Source organism: Pseudomonas sp. NFACC45, assembly GCF_900113505.1.
GTDB classification, from domain to species: domain Bacteria; phylum Pseudomonadota; class Gammaproteobacteria; order Pseudomonadales; family Pseudomonadaceae; genus Aquipseudomonas; species Aquipseudomonas tehranensis.
This window is the reverse complement of record NZ_FOPO01000007.1, coordinates 237,984-256,965: the sequence shown is the minus strand read 5'-3', so window position 1 is coordinate 256,965 and position 18,982 is coordinate 237,984. Positions and strand designations below refer to the sequence as shown.

16 protein-coding genes are annotated in these 18,982 nt (G+C 62.4%); 9 read left to right on the top strand and 7 right to left on the bottom strand.

Annotated features, from left to right (window positions below):
* Position 1 precedes the first annotated feature (1 nt).
* A complete protein-coding gene (locus BM132_RS15340; protein ID WP_092456404.1) occupies positions 2-670 on the top strand; it encodes a Pr6Pr family membrane protein in 669 nt (222 codons plus the stop codon).
* Positions 671-856: 186 nt separating this feature from the next.
* On the opposite strand, the gene BM132_RS15335 is transcribed toward BM132_RS15340, so the two are convergent.
* Genes BM132_RS15335 through BM132_RS15325 form a run of 3 tightly spaced genes read right to left on the bottom strand, consistent with a single transcriptional unit; the run spans position 857 to position 2,203 of the window.
* The gene (locus tag BM132_RS15335) at positions 857-1,066 is read right to left on the bottom strand and encodes a DUF1289 domain-containing protein (protein WP_092456401.1); all 210 of its coding nucleotides are present in this window, start codon (positions 1,064-1,066) and stop codon (positions 857-859) included.
* Positions 1,063-1,587, bottom strand: coding sequence for a gamma carbonic anhydrase family protein (locus BM132_RS15330; protein WP_092456398.1), 525 nt, complete (start codon positions 1,585-1,587; stop codon positions 1,063-1,065). Before BM132_RS15330 ends, BM132_RS15335 begins: the two co-directional genes overlap by 4 nt.
* Before the next feature lie 16 nt (positions 1,588-1,603).
* Positions 1,604-2,203: a CoA pyrophosphatase gene (locus BM132_RS15325; RefSeq protein WP_092393590.1), complete on the bottom strand. Its 600-nt coding sequence runs from the start codon at positions 2,201-2,203 to the stop codon at positions 1,604-1,606.
* A gap of 146 nt (positions 2,204-2,349) precedes the next feature.
* On the opposite strand from BM132_RS15325, the gene BM132_RS15320 reads away from it, so the two are divergent.
* Positions 2,350-2,901 carry an NUDIX hydrolase gene (locus BM132_RS15320; RefSeq protein ID WP_092456395.1) on the top strand — a complete coding sequence of 184 codons (552 nt, stop codon included), beginning with the start codon at positions 2,350-2,352 and terminating at the stop codon, positions 2,899-2,901.
* 40 nt (positions 2,902-2,941) lie between these two features.
* Positions 2,942-3,448 carry a L,D-transpeptidase family protein gene (locus tag BM132_RS15315; RefSeq protein ID WP_092456392.1) on the top strand — a complete coding sequence of 169 codons (507 nt, stop codon included), beginning with the start codon at positions 2,942-2,944 and terminating at the stop codon, positions 3,446-3,448.
* Positions 3,449-3,683: 235 nt separating this feature from the next.
* Here BM132_RS15315 and BM132_RS15310 read toward each other — a convergent pair whose 3' ends face one another.
* On the bottom strand, positions 3,684-4,043 hold the full coding sequence (locus BM132_RS15310; RefSeq protein ID WP_092456389.1) for a DUF6124 family protein: 360 nt from the start codon (positions 4,041-4,043) through the stop codon (positions 3,684-3,686).
* Between the two features lie 385 nt (positions 4,044-4,428).
* On the bottom strand, positions 4,429-4,881 hold the full coding sequence (locus BM132_RS15305; protein WP_092456386.1) for a hypothetical protein: 453 nt from the start codon (positions 4,879-4,881) through the stop codon (positions 4,429-4,431).
* 679 nt (positions 4,882-5,560) lie between these two features.
* On the opposite strand from BM132_RS15305, the gene BM132_RS15300 reads away from it, so the two are divergent.
* The 5 genes from BM132_RS15300 to nagE are packed head-to-tail and all read left to right on the top strand — an operon-like array spanning position 5,561 to position 12,724.
* Positions 5,561-6,292, top strand: a complete 732-nt coding sequence (locus BM132_RS15300) for a GntR family transcriptional regulator (protein ID WP_092393602.1) — start codon at positions 5,561-5,563, stop codon at positions 6,290-6,292.
* A 17-nt stretch (positions 6,293-6,309) separates the two neighbouring features.
* Positions 6,310-7,416, top strand: a complete 1,107-nt coding sequence (gene nagA / locus BM132_RS15295; protein ID WP_092456383.1) for an N-acetylglucosamine-6-phosphate deacetylase — start codon at positions 6,310-6,312, stop codon at positions 7,414-7,416.
* Complete coding sequence (locus BM132_RS15290) at positions 7,397-8,419, top strand: SIS domain-containing protein (protein WP_092456380.1); 1,023 nt, start codon at positions 7,397-7,399, stop codon at positions 8,417-8,419. Before nagA ends, BM132_RS15290 begins: the two co-directional genes overlap by 20 nt.
* 42 nt (positions 8,420-8,461) lie before the next feature.
* Entirely contained in the window at positions 8,462-10,975 is a 2,514-nt protein-coding gene (ptsP, locus tag BM132_RS15285) for a phosphoenolpyruvate--protein phosphotransferase (RefSeq protein WP_092456377.1), read from the top strand.
* Between the two features lie 33 nt (positions 10,976-11,008).
* Positions 11,009-12,724 (top strand): N-acetylglucosamine-specific PTS transporter subunit IIBC, encoded by a 1,716-nt coding sequence (gene nagE, locus BM132_RS15280; protein ID WP_092456374.1) that lies wholly within the window; start codon positions 11,009-11,011, stop codon positions 12,722-12,724.
* A 237-nt stretch (positions 12,725-12,961) separates the two neighbouring features.
* On the opposite strand, the gene BM132_RS15275 is transcribed toward nagE, so the two are convergent.
* Both BM132_RS15275 and purL read right to left on the bottom strand, forming a co-directional pair.
* Positions 12,962-13,273, bottom strand: coding sequence for a YqfO family protein (locus BM132_RS15275; protein WP_092456371.1), 312 nt, complete (start codon positions 13,271-13,273; stop codon positions 12,962-12,964).
* A gap of 4 nt (positions 13,274-13,277) precedes the next feature.
* A complete protein-coding gene (purL, locus tag BM132_RS15270) occupies positions 13,278-17,174 on the bottom strand; it encodes a phosphoribosylformylglycinamidine synthase (protein ID WP_092456368.1) in 3,897 nt (1,298 codons plus the stop codon).
* Positions 17,175-17,460: 286 nt separating this feature from the next.
* Here purL and mltF point away from each other — a divergent pair, with 286 nt between their 5' ends.
* Positions 17,461-18,921: a membrane-bound lytic murein transglycosylase MltF gene (mltF, locus tag BM132_RS15265; protein WP_092393621.1), complete on the top strand. Its 1,461-nt coding sequence runs from the start codon at positions 17,461-17,463 to the stop codon at positions 18,919-18,921.
* The last annotated feature ends 61 nt before the right edge of the window (positions 18,922-18,982 follow it).

Sequence of the window (18,982 nt, the reverse complement as noted above, 5' to 3'; positions counted from 1 at the left end):
CGTGGACATTGAGATCCGTCGGCGCCCCGCGCTGCGACAGTGCTTCGTGTCGGTGGCGGCCCTGTTGGGCTGGGCCGGGTTGAGCATCCAGTTGTACCTGATTCTGCTCGGTCGCTGGGAGCTGGGCGCGAGCTTGCTCGGCGGCCTGGTGAACTTTCTCAGTTTCTTCACGGTGCTGACCAACACCCTGGTGGCCGTGGTGCTGACCTGGGAACTGATCCATCGAGAATCGGCGGCCCGGTGCTGGTTCTTGCAGCCGGCGGTCAGCAGCGGCATTACCGTGAGCATCGCCCTGGTCGGCCTGGCCTACAACCTGCTGCTGCGACACCTGTGGCAACCCGCAGGCTGGCAGTTCGTGGCCGACGAATTGCTACACGACGTGATGCCGTTGCTGTTCATGACCTACTGGTGGTTCTGCGTGCCCAAGGGCACCTTGCGCATGCAGCACATCGGGCTGTGGATGATTTACCCAGTGGTGTACTTCGCCTGGCTCCTGCTGCGAGGGGAATTGCTGGCGGCGTACCCCTACCCTTTCATCGACGTGGCGGACCTGGGTTATCCACAGGTGTTCGTCAATGCCGCAGGGATATTGGCGGGGTTTGTCGGGGTTGCGCTGGGGGTTGTGGGGTTGGATCGGTGGGCTGGACGCCGATCGGCTACAGCCTTTTGAGATGCCCTTGCTCCCGCTGGGCTGCACCCTGTAGGAGCTGTCGAGTGCAACGAGGCTGCGATCTTTCTACTGCCAAGAATCCAAGCGAAAGATCAAGATCAAAAGATCGCAGGCTTCGCCAGCTCCTACAGAGCCCAGCGGGAGCAAGCTCCCTCGCCGCAGGAGTTTTGTGTTCCCAGATGAGCATTACCGCCTCACTGGCAACATCCACACCAACCCACTGGCCTTGGCCCGTTCATGACACAACGCCAGAACCCCGCGTCGTTCGTCGTTGTCCATCCGGCTCCAACGGGTGATTTCCGCCACGGTGCGCTGGCAGCCGGTGCAGATGTCGTCATCGTCCAGGGCGCAGATGTTCACGCAGGGCGACGGAACCGGGCGTTCGGGCGTGTTCATTGCTCTTGCTCGGCCAGATCACGGGCGTAGCGCTGCGCGTTGTGAACATAGTGCGCCGCGCTGGCCTCGAGCATCTTCTTCTGCGCTTCGGTCAATTCCCGCACAACCTTGCCGGGTGAGCCCATCACCAGCGAACCGTCGGGGATCTCCTTGCCTTCGCCGATCAGCGAGTTGGCGCCGATGATGCAGTTTTTGCCGATCTTCGCGCCGTTGAGGATCACCGCATTGATGCCGATAAGGCTGTAGTCCCCCACCGTGCAACCGTGAAGCATGGCGTTATGGCCAATGGTCACGCCGGTGCCGATGGTCAGCGGGAAGCCCATGTCGGTGTGCATCACCGTGCCGTCCTGCACGTTACTGTTTTTGCCGATCAGGATCAGTTCGTTATCGCCACGCAGCACCGCGTTGAACCAGACATTGGCGCCTTCTTCGAGGCGGACCTTGCCCACCAATGTGGCGTTGGGGGCGACCCAGCTCTGTGGGTGGGTTTCGACACGGGCATCACCCAGGCGGTATTTCATGAGGATCCTCGGGGATTCAGGTATTGATGAACGTCTTGGGGGGTGTGTGCAAGTCAATGCCGGCGTCGTACAACAGGTTGACCAACTCGACGACCATGATCGCCGTCAGGCCCCAGATCTTGTACTCGCCAAAACGATAGCTGGGCACGTACCAACTGTGGCCCTGGTAATCGATGCGGTGCGTGTGTTCGCGCGGGTCCTTGCGAAAGAACTCCAGCGGTACGCTGAACACCGCGGCGATCTCGGCATCGTTGGCCTGGTATTCGACGAAATCCGGGATCACTCCCACGTAGGGCGTGACCTTGATGCCGTGCAGCGAGATCAAGGGGCTGAGGGGGCCGATCACTTCCACCAGGCCGGGGGGCAGGCCGATTTCTTCTTCGGCTTCGCGCAAGGCGGTGAAGATCAGGTCCGGGTCTTCCGGGTCGCGTCGCCCGCCGGGGAATGCCACTTCGCCGCCATGGGTCGAAAGCCCGCTGGCGCGCAAGGTCAGGACCAGTTCCGGCTCGTCACTGCGGGTAATGGGCACCAGCACCGCCGCTTCAGGGAAACGTCGGTCAGTCTCCAGATCACGTGGGGTATGGTTGCTTACTCGATGCAGTAGCTCGTCCAGCATGAGACTTCTCGATTTATTCGCTACCTTGCATCATGCACCAATCAGGCAAGCCGCCCAACCCCCGCACTGCGACGTGTCGCGAAACGACAACTTGCCGACAGCCGCCCGCAGACGCCAAGATAGGCGCAGCATTCAGGAACCCAAGCATGAAATTCTGCAGCCAGTGCGGTAACCCGGTAACCCAGCGTATCCCCGAAGGCGACTCGCGCCTGCGCTTTGTCTGCGATACCTGCCACACCATCCACTACCAGAACCCCAATATCGTGGCCGGTTGCGTGCCCACCTGGGGCAGCAAAGTGCTGCTGTGCCGGCGGGCCATCGAGCCGCGGCGCGGTTACTGGACATTGCCGGCCGGCTTCATGGAGAACGGCGAAACCGTCGAGCAGGCGGCCGTGCGCGAAACCGCCGAAGAAGCCTGCGCCCGCGTGCGCAACCTGAGCATTTATACGCTGATCGATGTTCCGCATATCAGCCAGGTGCATGTATTCTTCCGCGCCGAACTGGTGGACGAGGATTTCGCCGCCGGGCCCGAGAGCCTGGAAGTGAAACTGTTCGACGAAGCGGAGATTCCCTGGGACGAGCTGGCTTTTCGCACCGTGGGCCGTACCCTAGAATACTTCTATGCTGACCGGCGAACCGAGGACTACCCTGTGCGATCCGAATCGATCCCGCCGCTGGCCCAGCCTGCCAATACCTAACAACCCATATAGCCGCGACACCTCTAGGGATATCGTTTCAATGCGTTGGTTGCTTGTCCTGTTCTGCTTGTCGTTCGCTGCGGTGTCCCAGGCTTCTGCGGTGGGAACCTACAACGGCAAGACCATCGAAAAAGTGCTGGTGCTCAAGTCCGCCCATCAATTGCAATTGATCAACGACGGCAAACCACTGAAGACTTATCGCATTTCATTGGGCAAGGGCGCCAAAAAAGGCCCCAAGCTCATAGAGGGCGACAAGCGCACCCCTGAAGGTTTCTACTGGCTGGACTGGCGCAAGACCAGCGACCGCTTCTACCTGTCGATGCACATTTCCTACCCCAACATCAGCGACGCCGCCCGCGCCCGCCGCGAAGGCGTGGAGCCAGGGGGCATGATCATGATCCATGGCACCCCTGATTCCGAAGAAAACCCTGAGCAGTTGTTCCACACCTTGGACTGGACTGATGGTTGTATTGCCATGCGCAATGTGGATATGCGCGAGGTTTGGAACCTGGTGCCGGATGGGACGATGATCGAGATTCGCCCGTAGCCCCGAAGCAGCTCCTGTGGCGAGGGGATTTATCCCCGCTGGGCTGCGCAGCAGCCCCAAGGCAGCCAACTCAATTTGCCTGACACACCGCGCCGTCAGGTTTTGGGGCCGCTTCGCAGCCCAACGGGGATAAATCCCCTCGCCACAGGGGCTTGATGTCGATGGGTATATTTGTGAACGACACAAATCCACTGTGGGAGCGAGCCTGCTCGCGATGAGGCCGGCACTTACTGCATCAGGCCCGAAGCTCAACCCGGTCCAAGGCCTTGTTCGCCAACAAAGCCCCCAACTCAATCATCTGCGCCACCCCCAACGCCACATGCCGCCGCGAGCCTTCCAGGCCGAAGGCAAGGTCGCTGAGCATTGCGTTGGCTGAAGCAAGGGTTTCGCTGAGGTTGGCCAACAGCGCTTCGGTATCGACGCTGTCCACCACAGTGAACAACTGCGCCGGTGGTTTGGCTTCTGATGCGCTGTCTTCAGGCTTGAGGTAATGGTCCATCGCGCGGTCGGCCGCTTCTTTCAGCTTGTCGGGGGCATAGTCGCCGTAGGGGAACGTGGAGGCGGGTTTTGGAGGGTTGGGGGTTTCTTTGATCATGTGCAGCTCCTGTGGCATTGGAGCCACCACAATTCCGCGGTCAAACAAAAAAGTGGCAGCTGTACACGGGTTGACCGACCGGATCACAGGAAAACCCGGCACGCCCGAAGACGTCCCGCGCACAGCCGCCGCGACACGATACCTCAGACGAAGGAAAAACGCCTGAGCTAGGTCTTGGGATGCTGATGCTCCTTGTGAGTTCGGACGGTCAAATCCGGTCGCTGAATTGGCAGCGACACCCAAAGGCTAGAGTCCACCCTTCCGAGGGACAACCCTAAAAACATGTCGGAAACTTCGGTGCGTCTGACAGACCAGCCGCCGCATGAGGATCATTCATACAACAAAAAACCCGGCCTAAGCCGGGTTTCGATCACAACATTTGGACTCAAACAAACGCAGCCCGCTGCTCAGCCTCATAATGCCGAGTCTGAAAAGGCATGAGGACCTGTACCTTCAAACCAAGACCTTCACTCACCCCCCACGAGAGGGCGAGTTCATCACGACGACTGCGAAGCGTAACAGCGGCTTGTGAAGTCACTTCGTGCTTAGGTGTCGAACGCCAGAATAGCTCAAGCGCCTTGAAGACTTCCGACACGCGGCTATCGGTTACGCATGAAAAACGGGTGAATCGCTCGAGCAAATACCCTGCGCGACGAACCTCGACCTCATCAGTGTGCCGACTTAGAAAAGCCTGAGCGACACTCATCAGGTCCGAATTTGAATACCAGACAGCCTTGGCTGCACTCACAAGCGCGGCGTCATCTGCCTGCTTTAATGGGCTTTTAACTAACGTCTCTAGAGCAAATAGGAGACTTGATCTGTTAGCTGGCTTCTCCATTTGTACTCCCAAGAAATTTTAAAAAAGGACAGCAAATCAAAAGGCTAAAACCACCACTTTTTAAGGACAACCCTAAAAACATGTCGGAAACTTCGGTGCGTCTGACAGACCGCAATTTCTGTGGCGAGGGGATTTATCCCCGCTGGGCTGCGCAGCAGACCCAAGGCAGTCAACTCAATTTTCCTGACACACCGCGCTGTCAGGTTTTAGGGCCGCTTCGCAGCCCAGCGGGGATAAATCCCCTCGCCACAAGACACCATTCCCGCTGGGCTGCGCAGCAGACCCAAGGTAGTTAACTCAATTTGCCTGACACACCGGGTTGTCAGGTTTTGGGGCCGCTTTGCGCCCCAGCGGGAGCAAGCTCCCTCGCCACGACAGCTCGGTAGCCTTAGTAGGTTCGGACGACCGCCCGTCAGCATCGAAAAATAAAATCAAAAAATCGCAACGTCAGAAATTGCCTACAGATGAATACCAGTTCACCCAGCGGTCGTTGTCGCAGGCTGCGATCTTTGCTTTCGAACCTCCACCCTCTAATACCACTTCAATCCCACCCCACCAAAACTCTCCAATAGCCCCTCTAAACCCAGGCCAAGCGGCGTTGACATGGTATTCAAGTGGTATTAGCTTCCACCTCACTTACCGGGCGACAAACAACTCAACAACCGCATCGGACACCGACATGAACGACATCCTGGCCCTGCGCCCCGACGACACCCAGCCCACGCCGCTGTACCTGCAGCTGGCACGTAACTTGGAGACGGCGATTCATGCCGGCCAGTGGAAAGCCGAGCAGGCGATGCCGTCTGAGCGCAGCTTGAGCGAGCAACTGGGCATTTCCCGGGTGACCGCGCGCAAGGCCTTGGAAGTGTTGTTCGAACAAGGATTGATCCGCCGCAACCAGGGTTCGGGGACGTTCATTACCCCGCGCCTGGAACAGCCGCTGTCACGCCTCAGTGGCTTCAGCGAGATGCTGCGGCTCAAGGGGTTTGTGCCCGGGTCCCAATGGCTGGAACGGGACATCACCCCGCCAACCCACGAAGAATTGATCCGCCTGGGCCTGTCGCCCACCGACAAGGTCGCGCGGCTCAAGCGCCTGCGCAAAGCCGATGACACGGTCATGGCCATCGAGATGAGCACCCTGCCCGCCTCGATCATTCCCAAGCCACAAGCGGTCGGCGATTCGCTCTACGCATTTCTCGACAGCATCGGCAAGCCGGTGGTGCGCGCCCTGCAACACATCCAGGCGATCAACGCCTCGGACGAGTTCGCCGCCCTGGTGGGCATTGCCCCCGGCACCGCGATGTTGCTGATGACCCGGGTCGGCTACCTGGAAGACAACACCCCCATCGAAGTCACCGACACCTATTGCCGCAATGACTACTACGACTTTGTCGCAGAACTGCGGCGCTAGACGATCAGAGAGTCCCCATGTCCGAAGACAACATCCTCACCGCCAATGGCTGGGTTCGCGGTCGCCTGATCCATGCGCACGGCAAAGTCGTGTCCATCGAAGGCCAGCCCTGTGATCCGGCCAGCAATGACCTGCCCTACCTGCTGCCCGGTTTCATCGACCTGCACGTCCACGGCGGTGGCGGCAAGGACATCATGCAAGGCGCCTCGGCGTTCGAAACCATCACCCGCACCCATGTGCGTTTCGGCACGACCGCGCTGCTGGCCACGACCATGACCGCGCCCAGCGAAGAGATCGCCAGCGTGCTCAAGGCCCTCGGCGAGTTCTGTGAACAGCGCACGAATGGCAGCGCCCGGGTCTTGGGTGTGCACTTGGAAGGTCCTTACATCAATCCCGGCAAACTCGGCGCGCAACCGAATTTCGCCCACACCGCACTGCTGGCAGAGGTGGAGAGCTACCTGGCCCTGGCGCCGATCCGGGTGATTACCATCGCCCCGGAAATCGCCGGTCACGATGCATTGATCCGCGCCCTCAGCGCCCGAGGCGTGCGTATGCAGATCGGCCATACCCTGGGCAGTTACGAAGAAGGCGTCGCAGCGTTGGCCGCCGGGGTCAGCAGTTTCACGCATTTGTATAACGCCATGAGCCCGCTGCATCACCGCGAGCCGGGCATCGTCGGCGCGGCGCTGGCCCACGCCCAGTACGCCGAACTGATCCCGGACTTGCTCCACGTGCACCCCGGCGCCATGCGCGTGGCTCTGCGGGCGATCCCGTGCCTGTACTGCGTCACCGACTCCACCGCCGCCGCCGGCATGCCCGACGGTGAATACAAGCTGGGCAGCCACACCGTGACCAAGTGCCTGGGTGGCGTGCGCCTGGCCGATGGCACCCTGGCCGGCAGCACCCTGACCATGGACCAGGCTCTGCGCAACCTGGTGAAAATCGGCCTGCCCCTGGCCGAAGCCTCCCAGCGCCTGTCGCAATTTCCCGCCGATTACCTCGGCCTGCCCGAGCGTGGCCGCTTGCATCCCGGCGCCTGGGCCGACTGCGTGCGCCTTGACCGTTCCCTGACCCTGACCGACGTGATGGTCGAAGGAGAAGCCATTGACTTCAAAAATGCTTGAGGAGGCCCTCGCCTCGTGGGAAGCCGTCGAACGCCAGTTGCAGCAACTGGACCCGACCCTTGAGGAAGTCGCCGGACGCCTGCGTCGTCAGCCACCGCAAGTGGCGATGACCGTCGCCCGCGGCAGTTCCGACCATGCCGCCAGCTACTTCGCCTACCTGACCATGCAACAACTGGGCATCCCGGTGGCCTCGTTGCCGATGTCGGTGGTGACCATGCAACAAGCACCGCTGAAGGTCAGCGGCCAGGTGGCGTTCGGGTTTTCCCAGTCGGGACAGAGCCCGGACCTGGTGAACAGCCTGCGCCTGTTGCGCAAGCGCGGCGCCTTGAGCGTGGCCCTGGTCAACGCCTCCGATTCGCCTCTGGAAGCGGCGTGTGAATTCAGCGTGCCGCTGTGTGCCGGCGTCGAAAGCAGTGTCGCCGCGACCAAGAGTTTCATCGCCACCCTCAGCGCCAGCGCGCGACTGGTGGCCCACTGGAAGGACGACGCCCAGTTGCTGGAAGCCGGCAGCGCCCTGCCCGAAGGTTTGCGCGAGGCCGCCCGCCAGGATTGGCGCGTCGCCGTCGAGGCCCTGCGCGATTGCCAGCGGCTGATGGTGATCGGCCGTGGTGCCGGGTTCGCCATCGCCCAGGAAGCGGCACTCAAGTTCAAGGAAACCTCGGCAATCCAGGCCGAAGCCTTCAGCAGCGCCGAGGTTCGTCATGGGCCGATGGCGCTGATCGATGAACACTACCCGCTGCTGGTATTCGCCCCGCGCGGTGCCGAGCAGGCTGGCGTGTTGAGCCTGGCCGCGGACATGCGCCAGCGCGGTGCCCGGGTCCTGCTGGCGGCGCCGGATGACATTGCCGAACGCGACCTGACGCTGACCCGCGCCGAACACCCGTCCCTCGACCCGATCCTGGCGATCCAGAGCTTTTATGGGATGGCCGCGAGCCTGGCCGTGGCCCGAGGTTTAGACCCGGACCAACCACGGTATCTGAGCAAGGTCACCCGTACGCACTGAACCAACGGTTTTCTTTTATAGAGAGTCTGATGAGAGCGCCCCATGCCCAACAATAATAAAGAGCTGACCCTCAGCGCCCCGCTCAGCGGCCCGGTGCTCACCCTCGCCAATGTCCCGGACGCGGTGTTCGCCAGCGGCGCCATGGGCGACGGGATCGCCATCGACCCGCTGAACGACACCCTCTACGCGCCTTGCGACGGCGAAGTGATTCACGTCGCCCGCACCGGCCACGCCGTGACCCTACGGGCGGACAACGGCGCCGAACTGCTGCTGCATTTGGGCCTGGACACGGTCGAGCTGCAGGGCGACGGGTTTTCCATGCTGGTCAAGGAAGGCACGCGGGTCAGCAATGGCCAGCCGCTACTGCGGTATGACGTGGATAAAGTGGCCCTGCGCTGCAAGAGCCTGGTCAGCCTATTGGTCATTACCAATGGCGAACACTTCCAGGCGCGGCCCATCACCCTCAAGGGAGTGAAGGTCGGCGAACCGCTGCTGCATATTCTCGCCAAGGCTCCCGGCGAAACTCAAGACGATGACCAGGCCACCGGCAGCGAAGTCTTCGGTCAGATCCGCATCGCCCACCGCGGCGGCCTGCATGCCCGACCGGCGGCGCTGATCCGCCAGACCGCCCAAGGCTTCAAGAGCCGCTCGCGCCTGCATTTCCAAGGCAAGTCGGCACCCTGCGACAGCGTGATAGGGATGATGGGCCTGGCCATTACCGAACAGGCGCAAGTGCGCGTCAGTTGCCGGGGCAGCGATGCCGAGGCGGCGCTGCGAGCCTTGCTGGCGACTTTATCCACAGCCCTGGCGGAAGAAGCCCAGGCCGTGGCGCCGGCCATCAAACCGCAACGCGGTATTGCCGAAGCCGGTGTGCTCCAGGGCGTGTGTGCCGCCCCCGGCCTGGTGACCGGGCCGCTGGTTCGGCTCGATGGCATTCAATTGCCCCAGGACGCGGGCGGCCATGACGCCGAAGAGCAGCGACAACGCCTGGACAGTGCCTTGGCGCAGGTCAGTGGCGAAATCCACCTCACCCTGGAAAACGCCAAGGCCCGACGCCACCGCGACGAAGAAGCGATCTTCAGCGCTCATCTGGCACTGCTGGAAGATCCAGTGTTGCTGGATGCCGCCCACCTTTTTATCGAACAAGGCAGTGCCGCGACCCACGCCTGGAACCGCTCCATCGAGGCGCAATGCCAAGTGCTGCAACAGCTGGGCAGCACGCTGCTGGCCGAGCGCGCCAACGATTTGCGCGACCTGCGCCAACGGGTCCTGCGGGTGTTGCTGGGTGAGGCCTGGCAATTCGACGTCGCGGCGGGCGCCATCGTCGCCGCCGAGGAACTGACCCCGTCGGATCTGCTGCAACTCAGCGTCCAAGGCGTGGCCGGGGTGTGCATGGCCGAGGGCGGCGCAACCTCCCACGTGGCGATCCTGGCCCGAGGCAAAGGCCTGCCGTGCCTGGTGGCGCTGGGTGATGCGCTGCTTGCCCAGGCTCCGGGTCAAATGGTGGTGCTGGACGCCGATGGTGGCCGCCTCGAACTCACGCCCACGGCCGAGCGCCTGGCCCAAGTGCATCAGGAACAAGCCCGACAAACCAGCCGACGCGCCGAGCAACAAACCCTCGCCCACACACCGGCCCGCACCCTCGATGACGTAGCCGTGGAAGTGGCGGCCAACGTCGCCTCCAGCGGCGAAGCAGCCCAGGCCTTGGCGAACGGTGCCGACGGCGTTGGTTTGCTGCGTACCGAATTTCTGTTCGTCGACCGCCACACCGCACCCGACGAAGAGGAACAACGCCAGGTCTATGAAGCCGTGCTCCACGCCATGGGCGACAAGCCGGTGATCATCCGCACCATCGACGTGGGCGGCGATAAGCAGCTCGATTACCTGCCGCTGCCGACCGAGGCCAACCCGGTGCTGGGCCTGCGCGGCATTCGCCTGGCCCAGGTACGGCCGCAGCTGCTGGATCAGCAACTGCGGGCCTTGCTGCAAACCCGTCCGTTGAGCCGCTGCCGGATCCTGTTGCCCATGGTCACCGAGGTCGACGAGCTGCTGCACATCCGCCAACGCCTTGATGCCATCGGCGCCGAACTGGGCCTGAGCGAGCGCCCACAATTGGGGGTGATGATCGAAGTGCCGGCCGCCGCGTTGCTGGCCGAACAACTGGCTGAGCACGCGGACTTTCTGTCCATCGGCACCAACGACCTGTCGCAATACACCCTGGCCATGGACCGCGACCACGCCGGCCTCGCCGCCCGGGTCGATGCCCTGCACCCGGCGCTGCTGCGGCTGATCGCCCAGACCTGCGCCGGCGCAGCGAAGCATGGCCGTTGGGTCGGCGTGTGCGGTGCCCTGGCCTCCGATCCGCTGGCGACGCCGGTGCTGATCGGGCTGGGGGTCCGCGAACTGTCGGTCAGCCCGCCGCAAATCGGCGCAATCAAGGACCGCGTGCGTCACCTCGACGCCGCCCAGTGCGCCCGCCTCAGCGCCGAATTGCTGAACCTGGGCAGTGCCGCCGCCGTGCGCCAGGCCTGTCATCAACACTGGCCCCTGGGCTGAGCTACGTCGAAGAACAATAAAGGGAGAGACGCCATGTACCAGCATTTCATCGAAGGGCTGCAACGCCTCGGCCGGGCATTGATGCTGCCCATCGCGATCCTGCCCATCGCCGGCTTGCTGCTGCGCCTGGGCGACACCGATCTATTGAACATCGCCATCATCCACGATGCCGGCCAGGCGATTTTTGCCAACCTGCCGATGATCTTCGCCATCGGCATCGCCGTGGGCTTCGCCCGGGACAACAACGGGACGGCGGGGTTGGCCGGGGCCATCGGCTATCTGGTGATGATCGCCACCTTGAAGGTGCTCGATGCCAGCATCAACATGGGCATGCTCGCCGGGATCATCAGTGGCTTGTTGGCCGGCGCGCTGTACAACCGTTTCAAAGACATCAAGTTGCCCGAATACCTGGCGTTCTTTGGCGGACGGCGTTTCGTGCCGATTGTCACCGGCTTCAGCGCCGTGGGCCTGGGGGTGGTGTTTGGCCTGATCTGGCCGCCGATTCAGCAGGGCATCAACAGTTTCGGTGCCTTGCTGATGGAAAGTGGCAGTCTCGGTGCTTTCGTATTCGGCGTGTTCAACCGGCTGCTGATCGTCACCGGCCTGCATCACATCCTCAATAATATGGCCTGGTTCATCTTCGGCAGCTTCACCGACCCCGCCACCGGTGCGGTGGTCACCGGCGACCTGACCCGCTACTTTGCCGGCGACCCGAATGGCGGCCAGTTCATGACCGGCATGTTCCCGGTGATGCTCTTCGGCCTGCCCGCCGCGTGCCTGGCGATGTACCGTAATGCCCTGCCCCAGCGGCGCAAAGTCATGGGCGGGATTCTGCTATCCATGGCCCTGACCTCGTTCCTCACAGGGGTCACCGAGCCGGTAGAATTCGCCTTCATGTTCCTCGCGCCGCTGCTGTTCCTGTTGCATGCCTTGCTCACCGGGCTGTCGATGGCGATCACCGATTGGCTGAACATCCGCCTGGGTTTTACCTTCTCCGGCGGCTTCATCGACATGGTGCTCGGCTGGGGCAAGTCGAATAACGGCTGGCTGGTGGTGCCGGTCGGGCTGGTCTATGCGGTGATCTATTACACGGTGTTCGACTTCTGCATCCGCCGCTTCGACCTGAAGACCCCAGGGCGTGAAGAAGTGCCAGCGGGCGAGAAACCGGTCATCGCCCAGAACCAACGGGCCGAAGCCTATATCGAAGCACTCGGCGGCGCCGATAACCTGATCACCGTCGGCGCCTGCACCACGCGCCTGCGGTTGGACATGGTGGATCGCAACAAGGCGTCCGATACGCAGCTCAAGGCCCTGGGCGCCATGGCCGTGGTGCGTCCAGGCAATGGCGGAAGTTTGCAGGTGGTGGTGGGCCCGATGGCCGACAGCATCGCCGATGAAATCCGCCTGGCCCTGCCCTCCTCCGACCGCCCTGCCGCTGCGCCCGTGGCCACGGTGGTTGAACCGGTCACAGCGACCAGCGTGTCCGGGACCGAAGCGCAACAGTGGCTGGATGCGCTGGGGGGCGGTGGCAATGTGTTGCAACTCGATTGCGTGGCGATGAGCCGGTTGCGCGTGCGCCTGGCCGATGGCAAAGGGTTGTCGGAAAGCGGACTCAGGGCGCTGGGGTGCCAGGGGGTCAGCCCGCTGGAAGGCGGTGTTTGGCACCTGTTGCTAGGGGAGAAAGCGCCGGGGTTGTGGCAGGCGTTGGAGCGGATGGTGCTGAGCCGTCAGGCGGATGTAAAAGCCTAGCCCCAATCTCTGTGGCGAGGGGATTTATCCCCGCTGGGCTGCGCAGCAGCCCTAAAACCCGGCGCTTCGGTGTGTCAGGTAAATTGAGTCTGTCTGCTTGGGGGCTGCTGCGCAGCCCAGCGGGGATAAATCCCCTCGCCACAGGAGTTTTGTATATATAGGGAATAGGCTTTATCCCCGCCCAATAAAAAACCCGCTGATTCAATCAGCGGGTTTTTCATTTCAGCGGCCAGAGGATCAAAAATCCTCCAACCGCCACACTTCATACGCCGGCGTTTCGTAGGGATGGCTCTGTTTCAGCGCGTCCACCACTCCACGAATCAGCTCATCGGCAACGACAAGCTCCACTTTCCACTCCTCGACCTGCTCGACCTGACCCACCTCGCCAATGAACGGCTGGCTGCCGTCCAAGGGGCGGAACTGGCCCAGGCCCAACACTTGCCAGGCGCAGTGGTCATAGTCGCCGATTCGCCCGCCGCCGGCAGCAAATACGGCGCTTTTGACCACGTCCACATGGCTGGCCGGGACGAAGAAGCAGAGCTTGTACACCGCCTTAGTTCACCCAGACGCGCGCGTTGCGGAACATGCGCATCCATGGCGCGTCTTCGTTCCAGTCGTCCGAACGCCACGAGTTCTGCACCGCGCGGAATACGCGTTCCGGGTGCGGCATCATGATCGTGACGCGGCCGTCGCGGCTGGTCAGGCCGGTGATCCCGCGCGGCGAGCCGTTCGGGTTAGCCGGGTAGGTTTCGGTGACCTTGCCGTGGTTGTCGACAAACCGCAGCGACACGCAACCGGACAAATCGGCTTCGAGCAAGGCTTCTTCGCTTTCGAATTCGGCATGGCCTTCGCCGTGGGCGATGGCGATCGGCATACGCGAACCGGCCATGCCCTGCAGGAAAATCGAGTTCGACTCCTGCACCTGGACCATCGCCACGCGCGCTTCGAACTGCTCGGAACGGTTGCGCACGAAGTGCGGCCAGAACTCGCTGCCCGGGATCAGTTCATGCAGGTTGGACATCATCTGGCAACCGTTGCACACGCCGAGGGTGAAACTGTCGGTGCGTTCGAAGAAGCCCTGGAACGCGTCGCGGGCGCGGCTGTTGAACAGTGCCGACTTGGCCCAGCCTTCACCGGCCCCCAGCACGTCGCCGTAGGAGAAACCGCCACACGCGACCATGCCCTTGAAGTCGTTCAAGTCGACACGGCCGGCCAGGATATCGCTCATGTGCACGTCGATCGCGTTGAAGCCGGCACGGTCGAACGCCGCGGCCATTTCCACCTGGCCGTTGACGCCCTGCTCACGCAGTACCGCCACTTGTGGGCGAATGCCTTTCTTGATGTAAGGCGCGGCCACGTCGTGGTTGACGTCGTAGCTGAGCTTGGCGCTCAGGCCTGGGTTATCTTCTTCCAGCAGTGCGTCGAATTCCTGCTCGGCGCAGTCGGCATTGTCGCGCAGGCGCTGGATCTGGTAGCTGGTTTCCGCCCACTGGCGCTGCAACAGGCGACGCTGGCCTTCGAAGACGGTGTCGCCGTTGAAGGTGATGTTGATGTGGGCGTTGTTGATCGGCTGGCCGATCACCGAGACGCAGTCGGCCAGGCCAGCTGCGCTGAACTGGGCGAGGATGTCCGGGGTGGCATCCTGGCGAACCTGGATCACCGCACCCAGTTCTTCGTTGAACAGGATGGCCGGGATTTCAGCCGTGGATTCGGCAACGCTGTCGAGGGTCAGGCTCAGGCCGCAATGGCCGGCGAAAGCCATTTCCACCACAGTGGTCAGCAAACCGCCGTCGGAACGGTCGTGGTAGGCCAGCAGGTGACCGTCAGCGTTGAGGCCCTGGATGACGGCGAAGAACGCTTTCAGGTCTTCGGCCTCATCGACGTCCGGCGCTTGCGAACCGAGCTTGCCGTGCACCTGGGCGAGGATCGAGGCGCCCATACGGTTCTGGCCACGGCCCAGGTCAATCAGGATCAGATCGGTGGTGCCCTTGTCCATGCGCAGTTGCGGGGTCAGGGTCTGGCGGATGTCGGTAACTGGAGCAAAACCAGTCACGATCAGCGACAGCGGCGAGGTCACGCTCTTGTCCACGCCTTCGTCGTTCCAGCGCGTGGCCATGGACATGGAGTCCTTGCCCACCGGAATGGTGATGCCCAGCTCCGGGCACAGCTCCATGCCGACGGCCTTGACGGTGTCGTACAGGCGGGCGTCTTCACCCGGGTGACCGGCGGCGGACATCCAGTTGGCCGACAGCTTGATGTCGGAGATCTTGCCGATACGCGAGGCCGCGATGTTGGTCAGGGTCTCGCCAATCGCCATGCGGCCCGACGCCGGAGCGTCCAGCAGCGCCAGCGGCGTGCGCTCACCCATGGCCATGGCTTCGCCGGTGTAGACGTCGAAGCTGGTGGCGGTCACGGCCACGTCAGCCACCGGCACCTGCCACGGGCCGACCATCTGATCACGGGCCACGAGGCCGGTGATGGTGCGGTCGCCGATGGTGATCAGGAAGCTTTTGCTCGCCACGGCCGGGTGATGCAGGACGCGCTCGATGGAGTCGGCGATGTCCAGGGTGGACGGATCGAAGTCATCGCCCAGCTCGGCTTCACGAACCGCCGAACGGTGCATGCGCGGGGCCTTGCCCAGCAGCACTTCCAGTGGCATGTCCACCGGGCTGTTGCCGAAGTGGCTGTCGGTGACGGTCAGTTGCGGCTCGGCGGTGGCTTCGCCGACCACGGCGAACGGGCAGCGCTCGCGTTCGCAAATGGCCTGGAAACGCTCGAAGTCGGCCGGGCCGACCGCCAGGACGTAACGTTCCTGGGATTCGTTGCTCCAGATTTCGTGCGGGGCCATGCCCGGCTCGTCGTTCGGAATGTTGCGCAGTTCGAAGCGGCCACCACGGCCACCGTCGTTGACCAGCTCCGGGAAAGCGTTGGACAGGCCGCCCGCGCCGACGTCATGGATGAAGCTGATGGGGTTGTGTTCACCCAGCTGCCAGCAACGGTCGATGACTTCCTGGCAACGGCGTTCCATTTCCGGGTTTTCCCGCTGGACCGAAGCGAAGTCCAGGTCCGCCGAACTGGTGCCGGTGGCCATGGAGGAAGCCGCGCCGCCACCCAGGCCGATCAGCATGGCCGGGCCGCCGAGGACGATCAGCTTGGAGCCAACCAGGATTTCGCCTTTCTGCACGTGTTCGGCGCGGATGTTGCCCATGCCGCCGGCAAGCATGATCGGCTTGTGGTAGCCGCGCACTTCTTCACCGCGAGGGGTGGTGATGGATTGCTCGAAGGTACGGAAGTAACCGGTCAGGGCCGGACGGCCGAATTCGTTGTTGAACGCTGCGCCCCCAAGAGGACCTTCGATCATGATGTCCAGGGCGTTGACGATGCGCTCGGGCTTGCCATACGGCTTTTCCCACGGCTGTTCGAAGCCCGGGATCTGCAGGTTCGACACGGTGAAACCGGTCAGGCCGGCTTTGGGCTTGGCGCCGCGACCGGTGGCGCCTTCGTCGCGAATCTCGCCACCGGAACCGGTGGACGCGCCCGGGAACGGGGCAATGGCGGTCGGGTGGTTGTGGGTCTCGACCTTCATCAGGATGTGCACCGGCTCCTGGACCGCACCATACTGGCGGGTCTCAGGGTTCGGGTAGAAACGTCCAGCGACGTTGCCGACGATCACCGCGGCGTTGTCCTTGTAGGCCGACAGTACACCTTCGTTGTGCATCTGATAGGTGTTCTTGATCATGCCGAACAGGCTTTTTTCCTGGCTCTGGCCGTCAATGTCCCAACTGGCGTTGAAGATCTTGTGCCGGCAGTGCTCGGAGTTGGCCTGGGCGAACATCATCAGTTCGATGTCGTGGGGGTTGCGCTTCAAGCCCTGGAAGGCGTTGACCAGGTAATCGATCTCGTCTTCGGCCAGGGCCAGACCCAGTTCGGCGTTGGCTTTTTCCAGTGCGGCACGGCCGCCGCCCAGCACATCGATGGCGGTCAGCGGTTTTGGCTCGGCATGGCTGAACAGGCCCGCGGCCTGCTCCAGGTTGCCCAGGACGATCTGGGTCATGCGGTCATGCAGGCCCTCGGCGATCAGTTGGGCCTCGGCCTCGCTGAACTCACCGGCAACATAAAAGGCAATGCCGCGCTCCAGGCGCTGGATTTTCGCCAGGCCGCAGTTGCGGGCGATGTCGCTGGCCTTGCTCGACCATGGCGAAATGGTGCCGAACCGTGGCAGCACCAGGAACAGACGACCGGTCGGCTCCTGGACGGGAACACTGGGACCGTACTTCAGAAGGCGCGCGAGCACCTGCTGTTCGTCGCCGGTCAAACCGCCGGTGACTTCGGCGAAGTGAGCGAATTCAGCATACAAGCCACTGACAGCCGGGACCTTCTGGCTCAGTTGCTCAAGGAGTTTGCTGTGGCGAAAGGCAGAAAGGGCAGGAGCGCCGCGCAGGATCAACATCTTCGGGACAGCCTCGGGAAGGGGTGTGCTTTGAGGCCGTGCATTCTAGCCTAAACCGCTGGCGACGGCACCCGAAACGGCACGTACGATGCTGGCCGAATGTCGGTCTTTACTGGAACAGCTCTCCCGGCCCCCGTTTGCACGGTCGTACCGAGATATTTTTCATCGAGGCAAAACACGGCACACCCCGGCCCGCTTGTGTTGCGGACATGTTTTGCAACCGCTAGCAGACTGGCCTTCTGCTGTCGAGATATGGCGGTCGGGGCCGTTTGCGTATACTGCGCAGATGTTTTCCCCAACGGCTTTGCGTCCGCGATACGCCAAGTGGCTGATCGCAACCGGACTCTTCCTGGTGCTCAGTGGTTGTGTTGAGAAACCCAACACACTGGAGCGCGTGAAGGAGGATGGCGTGCTGCGGGTGGTTACCCGAAACAGCCCTGCCACCTACTTCCAGGATCGCAACGGTGAAACCGGCTTCGAATACGAGCTGGTGAAGCGTTTCGCCGACGATTTGGGGGTGGAGCTGAAAATCGAGACCGCCGACAACCTCGATGACCTTTTCACCCAGTTGGGCAAGCCCAACGGCCCGGTATTGGCCGCCGCCGGCCTGGTCAGCAGCGAAAAACGCAAGAGCCAGGTGCGGTTTTCCCACTCTTACCTCGAAGTTACCCCACAAATCATCTACCGCAACGGCCAGTCGCGCCCCACCGACCCGGCCGCCCTGGCGGGCAAGAAGATCATGGTGCTCAAGGGCAGCACCCACGCCGAACAATTGGCGCAGTTGAAACAGAAATATCCCGGCATTGAGTACGAAGAATCCGACGCGGTAGAAGTCGTCGACCTGCTGCGCATGGTGGATGAAGGTCAGATCGACCTGACGCTGGTGGATTCCAACGAAGTGGCAATGAACCAGGTTTACTTCCCCAACGTGCGGGTCGCTTTCGACCTGGGCGATGCCAGCGACCAGAGCTGGGCCGTGGCCCCCGGCGAAGACAACAGCCTGCTCAACGAAATCAACGCCTACCTGGACAAAGTGCAGAAGAATGGCACCCTGCAACGCCTGAAGGACCGCTACTACGGGCACGTTGATGTTCTGGGTTATGTCGGCGCCTACACCTTCGCCCAGCATTTGCAGCAGCGTCTGCCCAAGTACGAGAAGCATTTCAAGAGTTACGCCAAGGCTGAAAAAGTCGACTGGCGCCTGTTGGCGGCCATCGGTTACCAGGAATCACTGTGGCAGCCGACGGTCACGTCCAAGACCGGTGTGCGCGGCCTGATGATGCTGACCCAGAACACCGCTCAGGCCATGGGTGTATCCAATCGCCTGGACCCCAAGCAGAGCATCATGGGTGGCGCCAAGTACCTGGCTTATATAAAGGAACAACTGGACGAGAGCATCGAGGAGCCGGACCGCACCTGGTTCGCCCTCGCCGCCTATAACGTGGGTGGCGGTCACCTGGATGACGCTCGCAAACTGGCGGCCAAGGAAGGGTTGAATCCGAACAAGTGGCTGGATGTGAAGAAGATCCTGCCGCGCCTTTCCCAGAAGAAGTGGTACAGCAAAACCCGCTACGGCTACGCCCGGGGCGGTGAACCGGTGCATTTCGTGGCGAACATCCGTCGCTACTACGACATCCTGACCTGGGTCACACAGCCACAGCTCGAAGGCGACCAGGTGGCCGAGGGCAACCTGCACGTGCCGGGTGTCGACAAGAGCAAGCCGAATCCGGAAACCCCGCCGCTCTGACGCCAGAAACAATCCCGCACTGCTCACCCCTGTAGGAGCTGCCGAGTGGAATGAGGCTGCG

What these genes read in the sequence shown, in the direction of transcription:
- BM132_RS15310 (WP_092456389.1), bottom strand. Translation starts at nt 4,043, where the DNA reads ATGATCAAAGAAACCCCCAACCCTCCAAAACCCGCCTCCACGTTCCCC.
- BM132_RS15320 (WP_092456395.1), top strand. Translation starts at nt 2,350, where the DNA reads ATGAAATTCTGCAGCCAGTGCGGTAACCCGGTAACCCAGCGTATCCCC.
- BM132_RS15330 (WP_092456398.1), bottom strand. Translation starts at nt 1,587, where the DNA reads ATGAAATACCGCCTGGGTGATGCCCGTGTCGAAACCCACCCACAGAGC.
- mltF (WP_092393621.1), top strand. Translation starts at nt 17,461, where the DNA reads ATGTTTTCCCCAACGGCTTTGCGTCCGCGATACGCCAAGTGGCTGATC.
- nagE (WP_092456374.1), top strand. Translation starts at nt 11,009, where the DNA reads ATGTACCAGCATTTCATCGAAGGGCTGCAACGCCTCGGCCGGGCATTG.
- BM132_RS15305 (WP_092456386.1), bottom strand. Translation starts at nt 4,881, where the DNA reads ATGGAGAAGCCAGCTAACAGATCAAGTCTCCTATTTGCTCTAGAGACG.
- BM132_RS15335 (WP_092456401.1), bottom strand. Translation starts at nt 1,066, where the DNA reads ATGAACACGCCCGAACGCCCGGTTCCGTCGCCCTGCGTGAACATCTGC.
- purL (WP_092456368.1), bottom strand. Translation starts at nt 17,174, where the DNA reads ATGTTGATCCTGCGCGGCGCTCCTGCCCTTTCTGCCTTTCGCCACAGC.
- BM132_RS15325 (WP_092393590.1), bottom strand. Translation starts at nt 2,203, where the DNA reads ATGCTGGACGAGCTACTGCATCGAGTAAGCAACCATACCCCACGTGAT.
- nagA (WP_092456383.1), top strand. Translation starts at nt 6,310, where the DNA reads ATGTCCGAAGACAACATCCTCACCGCCAATGGCTGGGTTCGCGGTCGC.
- BM132_RS15315 (WP_092456392.1), top strand. Translation starts at nt 2,942, where the DNA reads ATGCGTTGGTTGCTTGTCCTGTTCTGCTTGTCGTTCGCTGCGGTGTCC.
- ptsP (WP_092456377.1), top strand. Translation starts at nt 8,462, where the DNA reads ATGCCCAACAATAATAAAGAGCTGACCCTCAGCGCCCCGCTCAGCGGC.
- BM132_RS15300 (WP_092393602.1), top strand. Translation starts at nt 5,561, where the DNA reads ATGAACGACATCCTGGCCCTGCGCCCCGACGACACCCAGCCCACGCCG.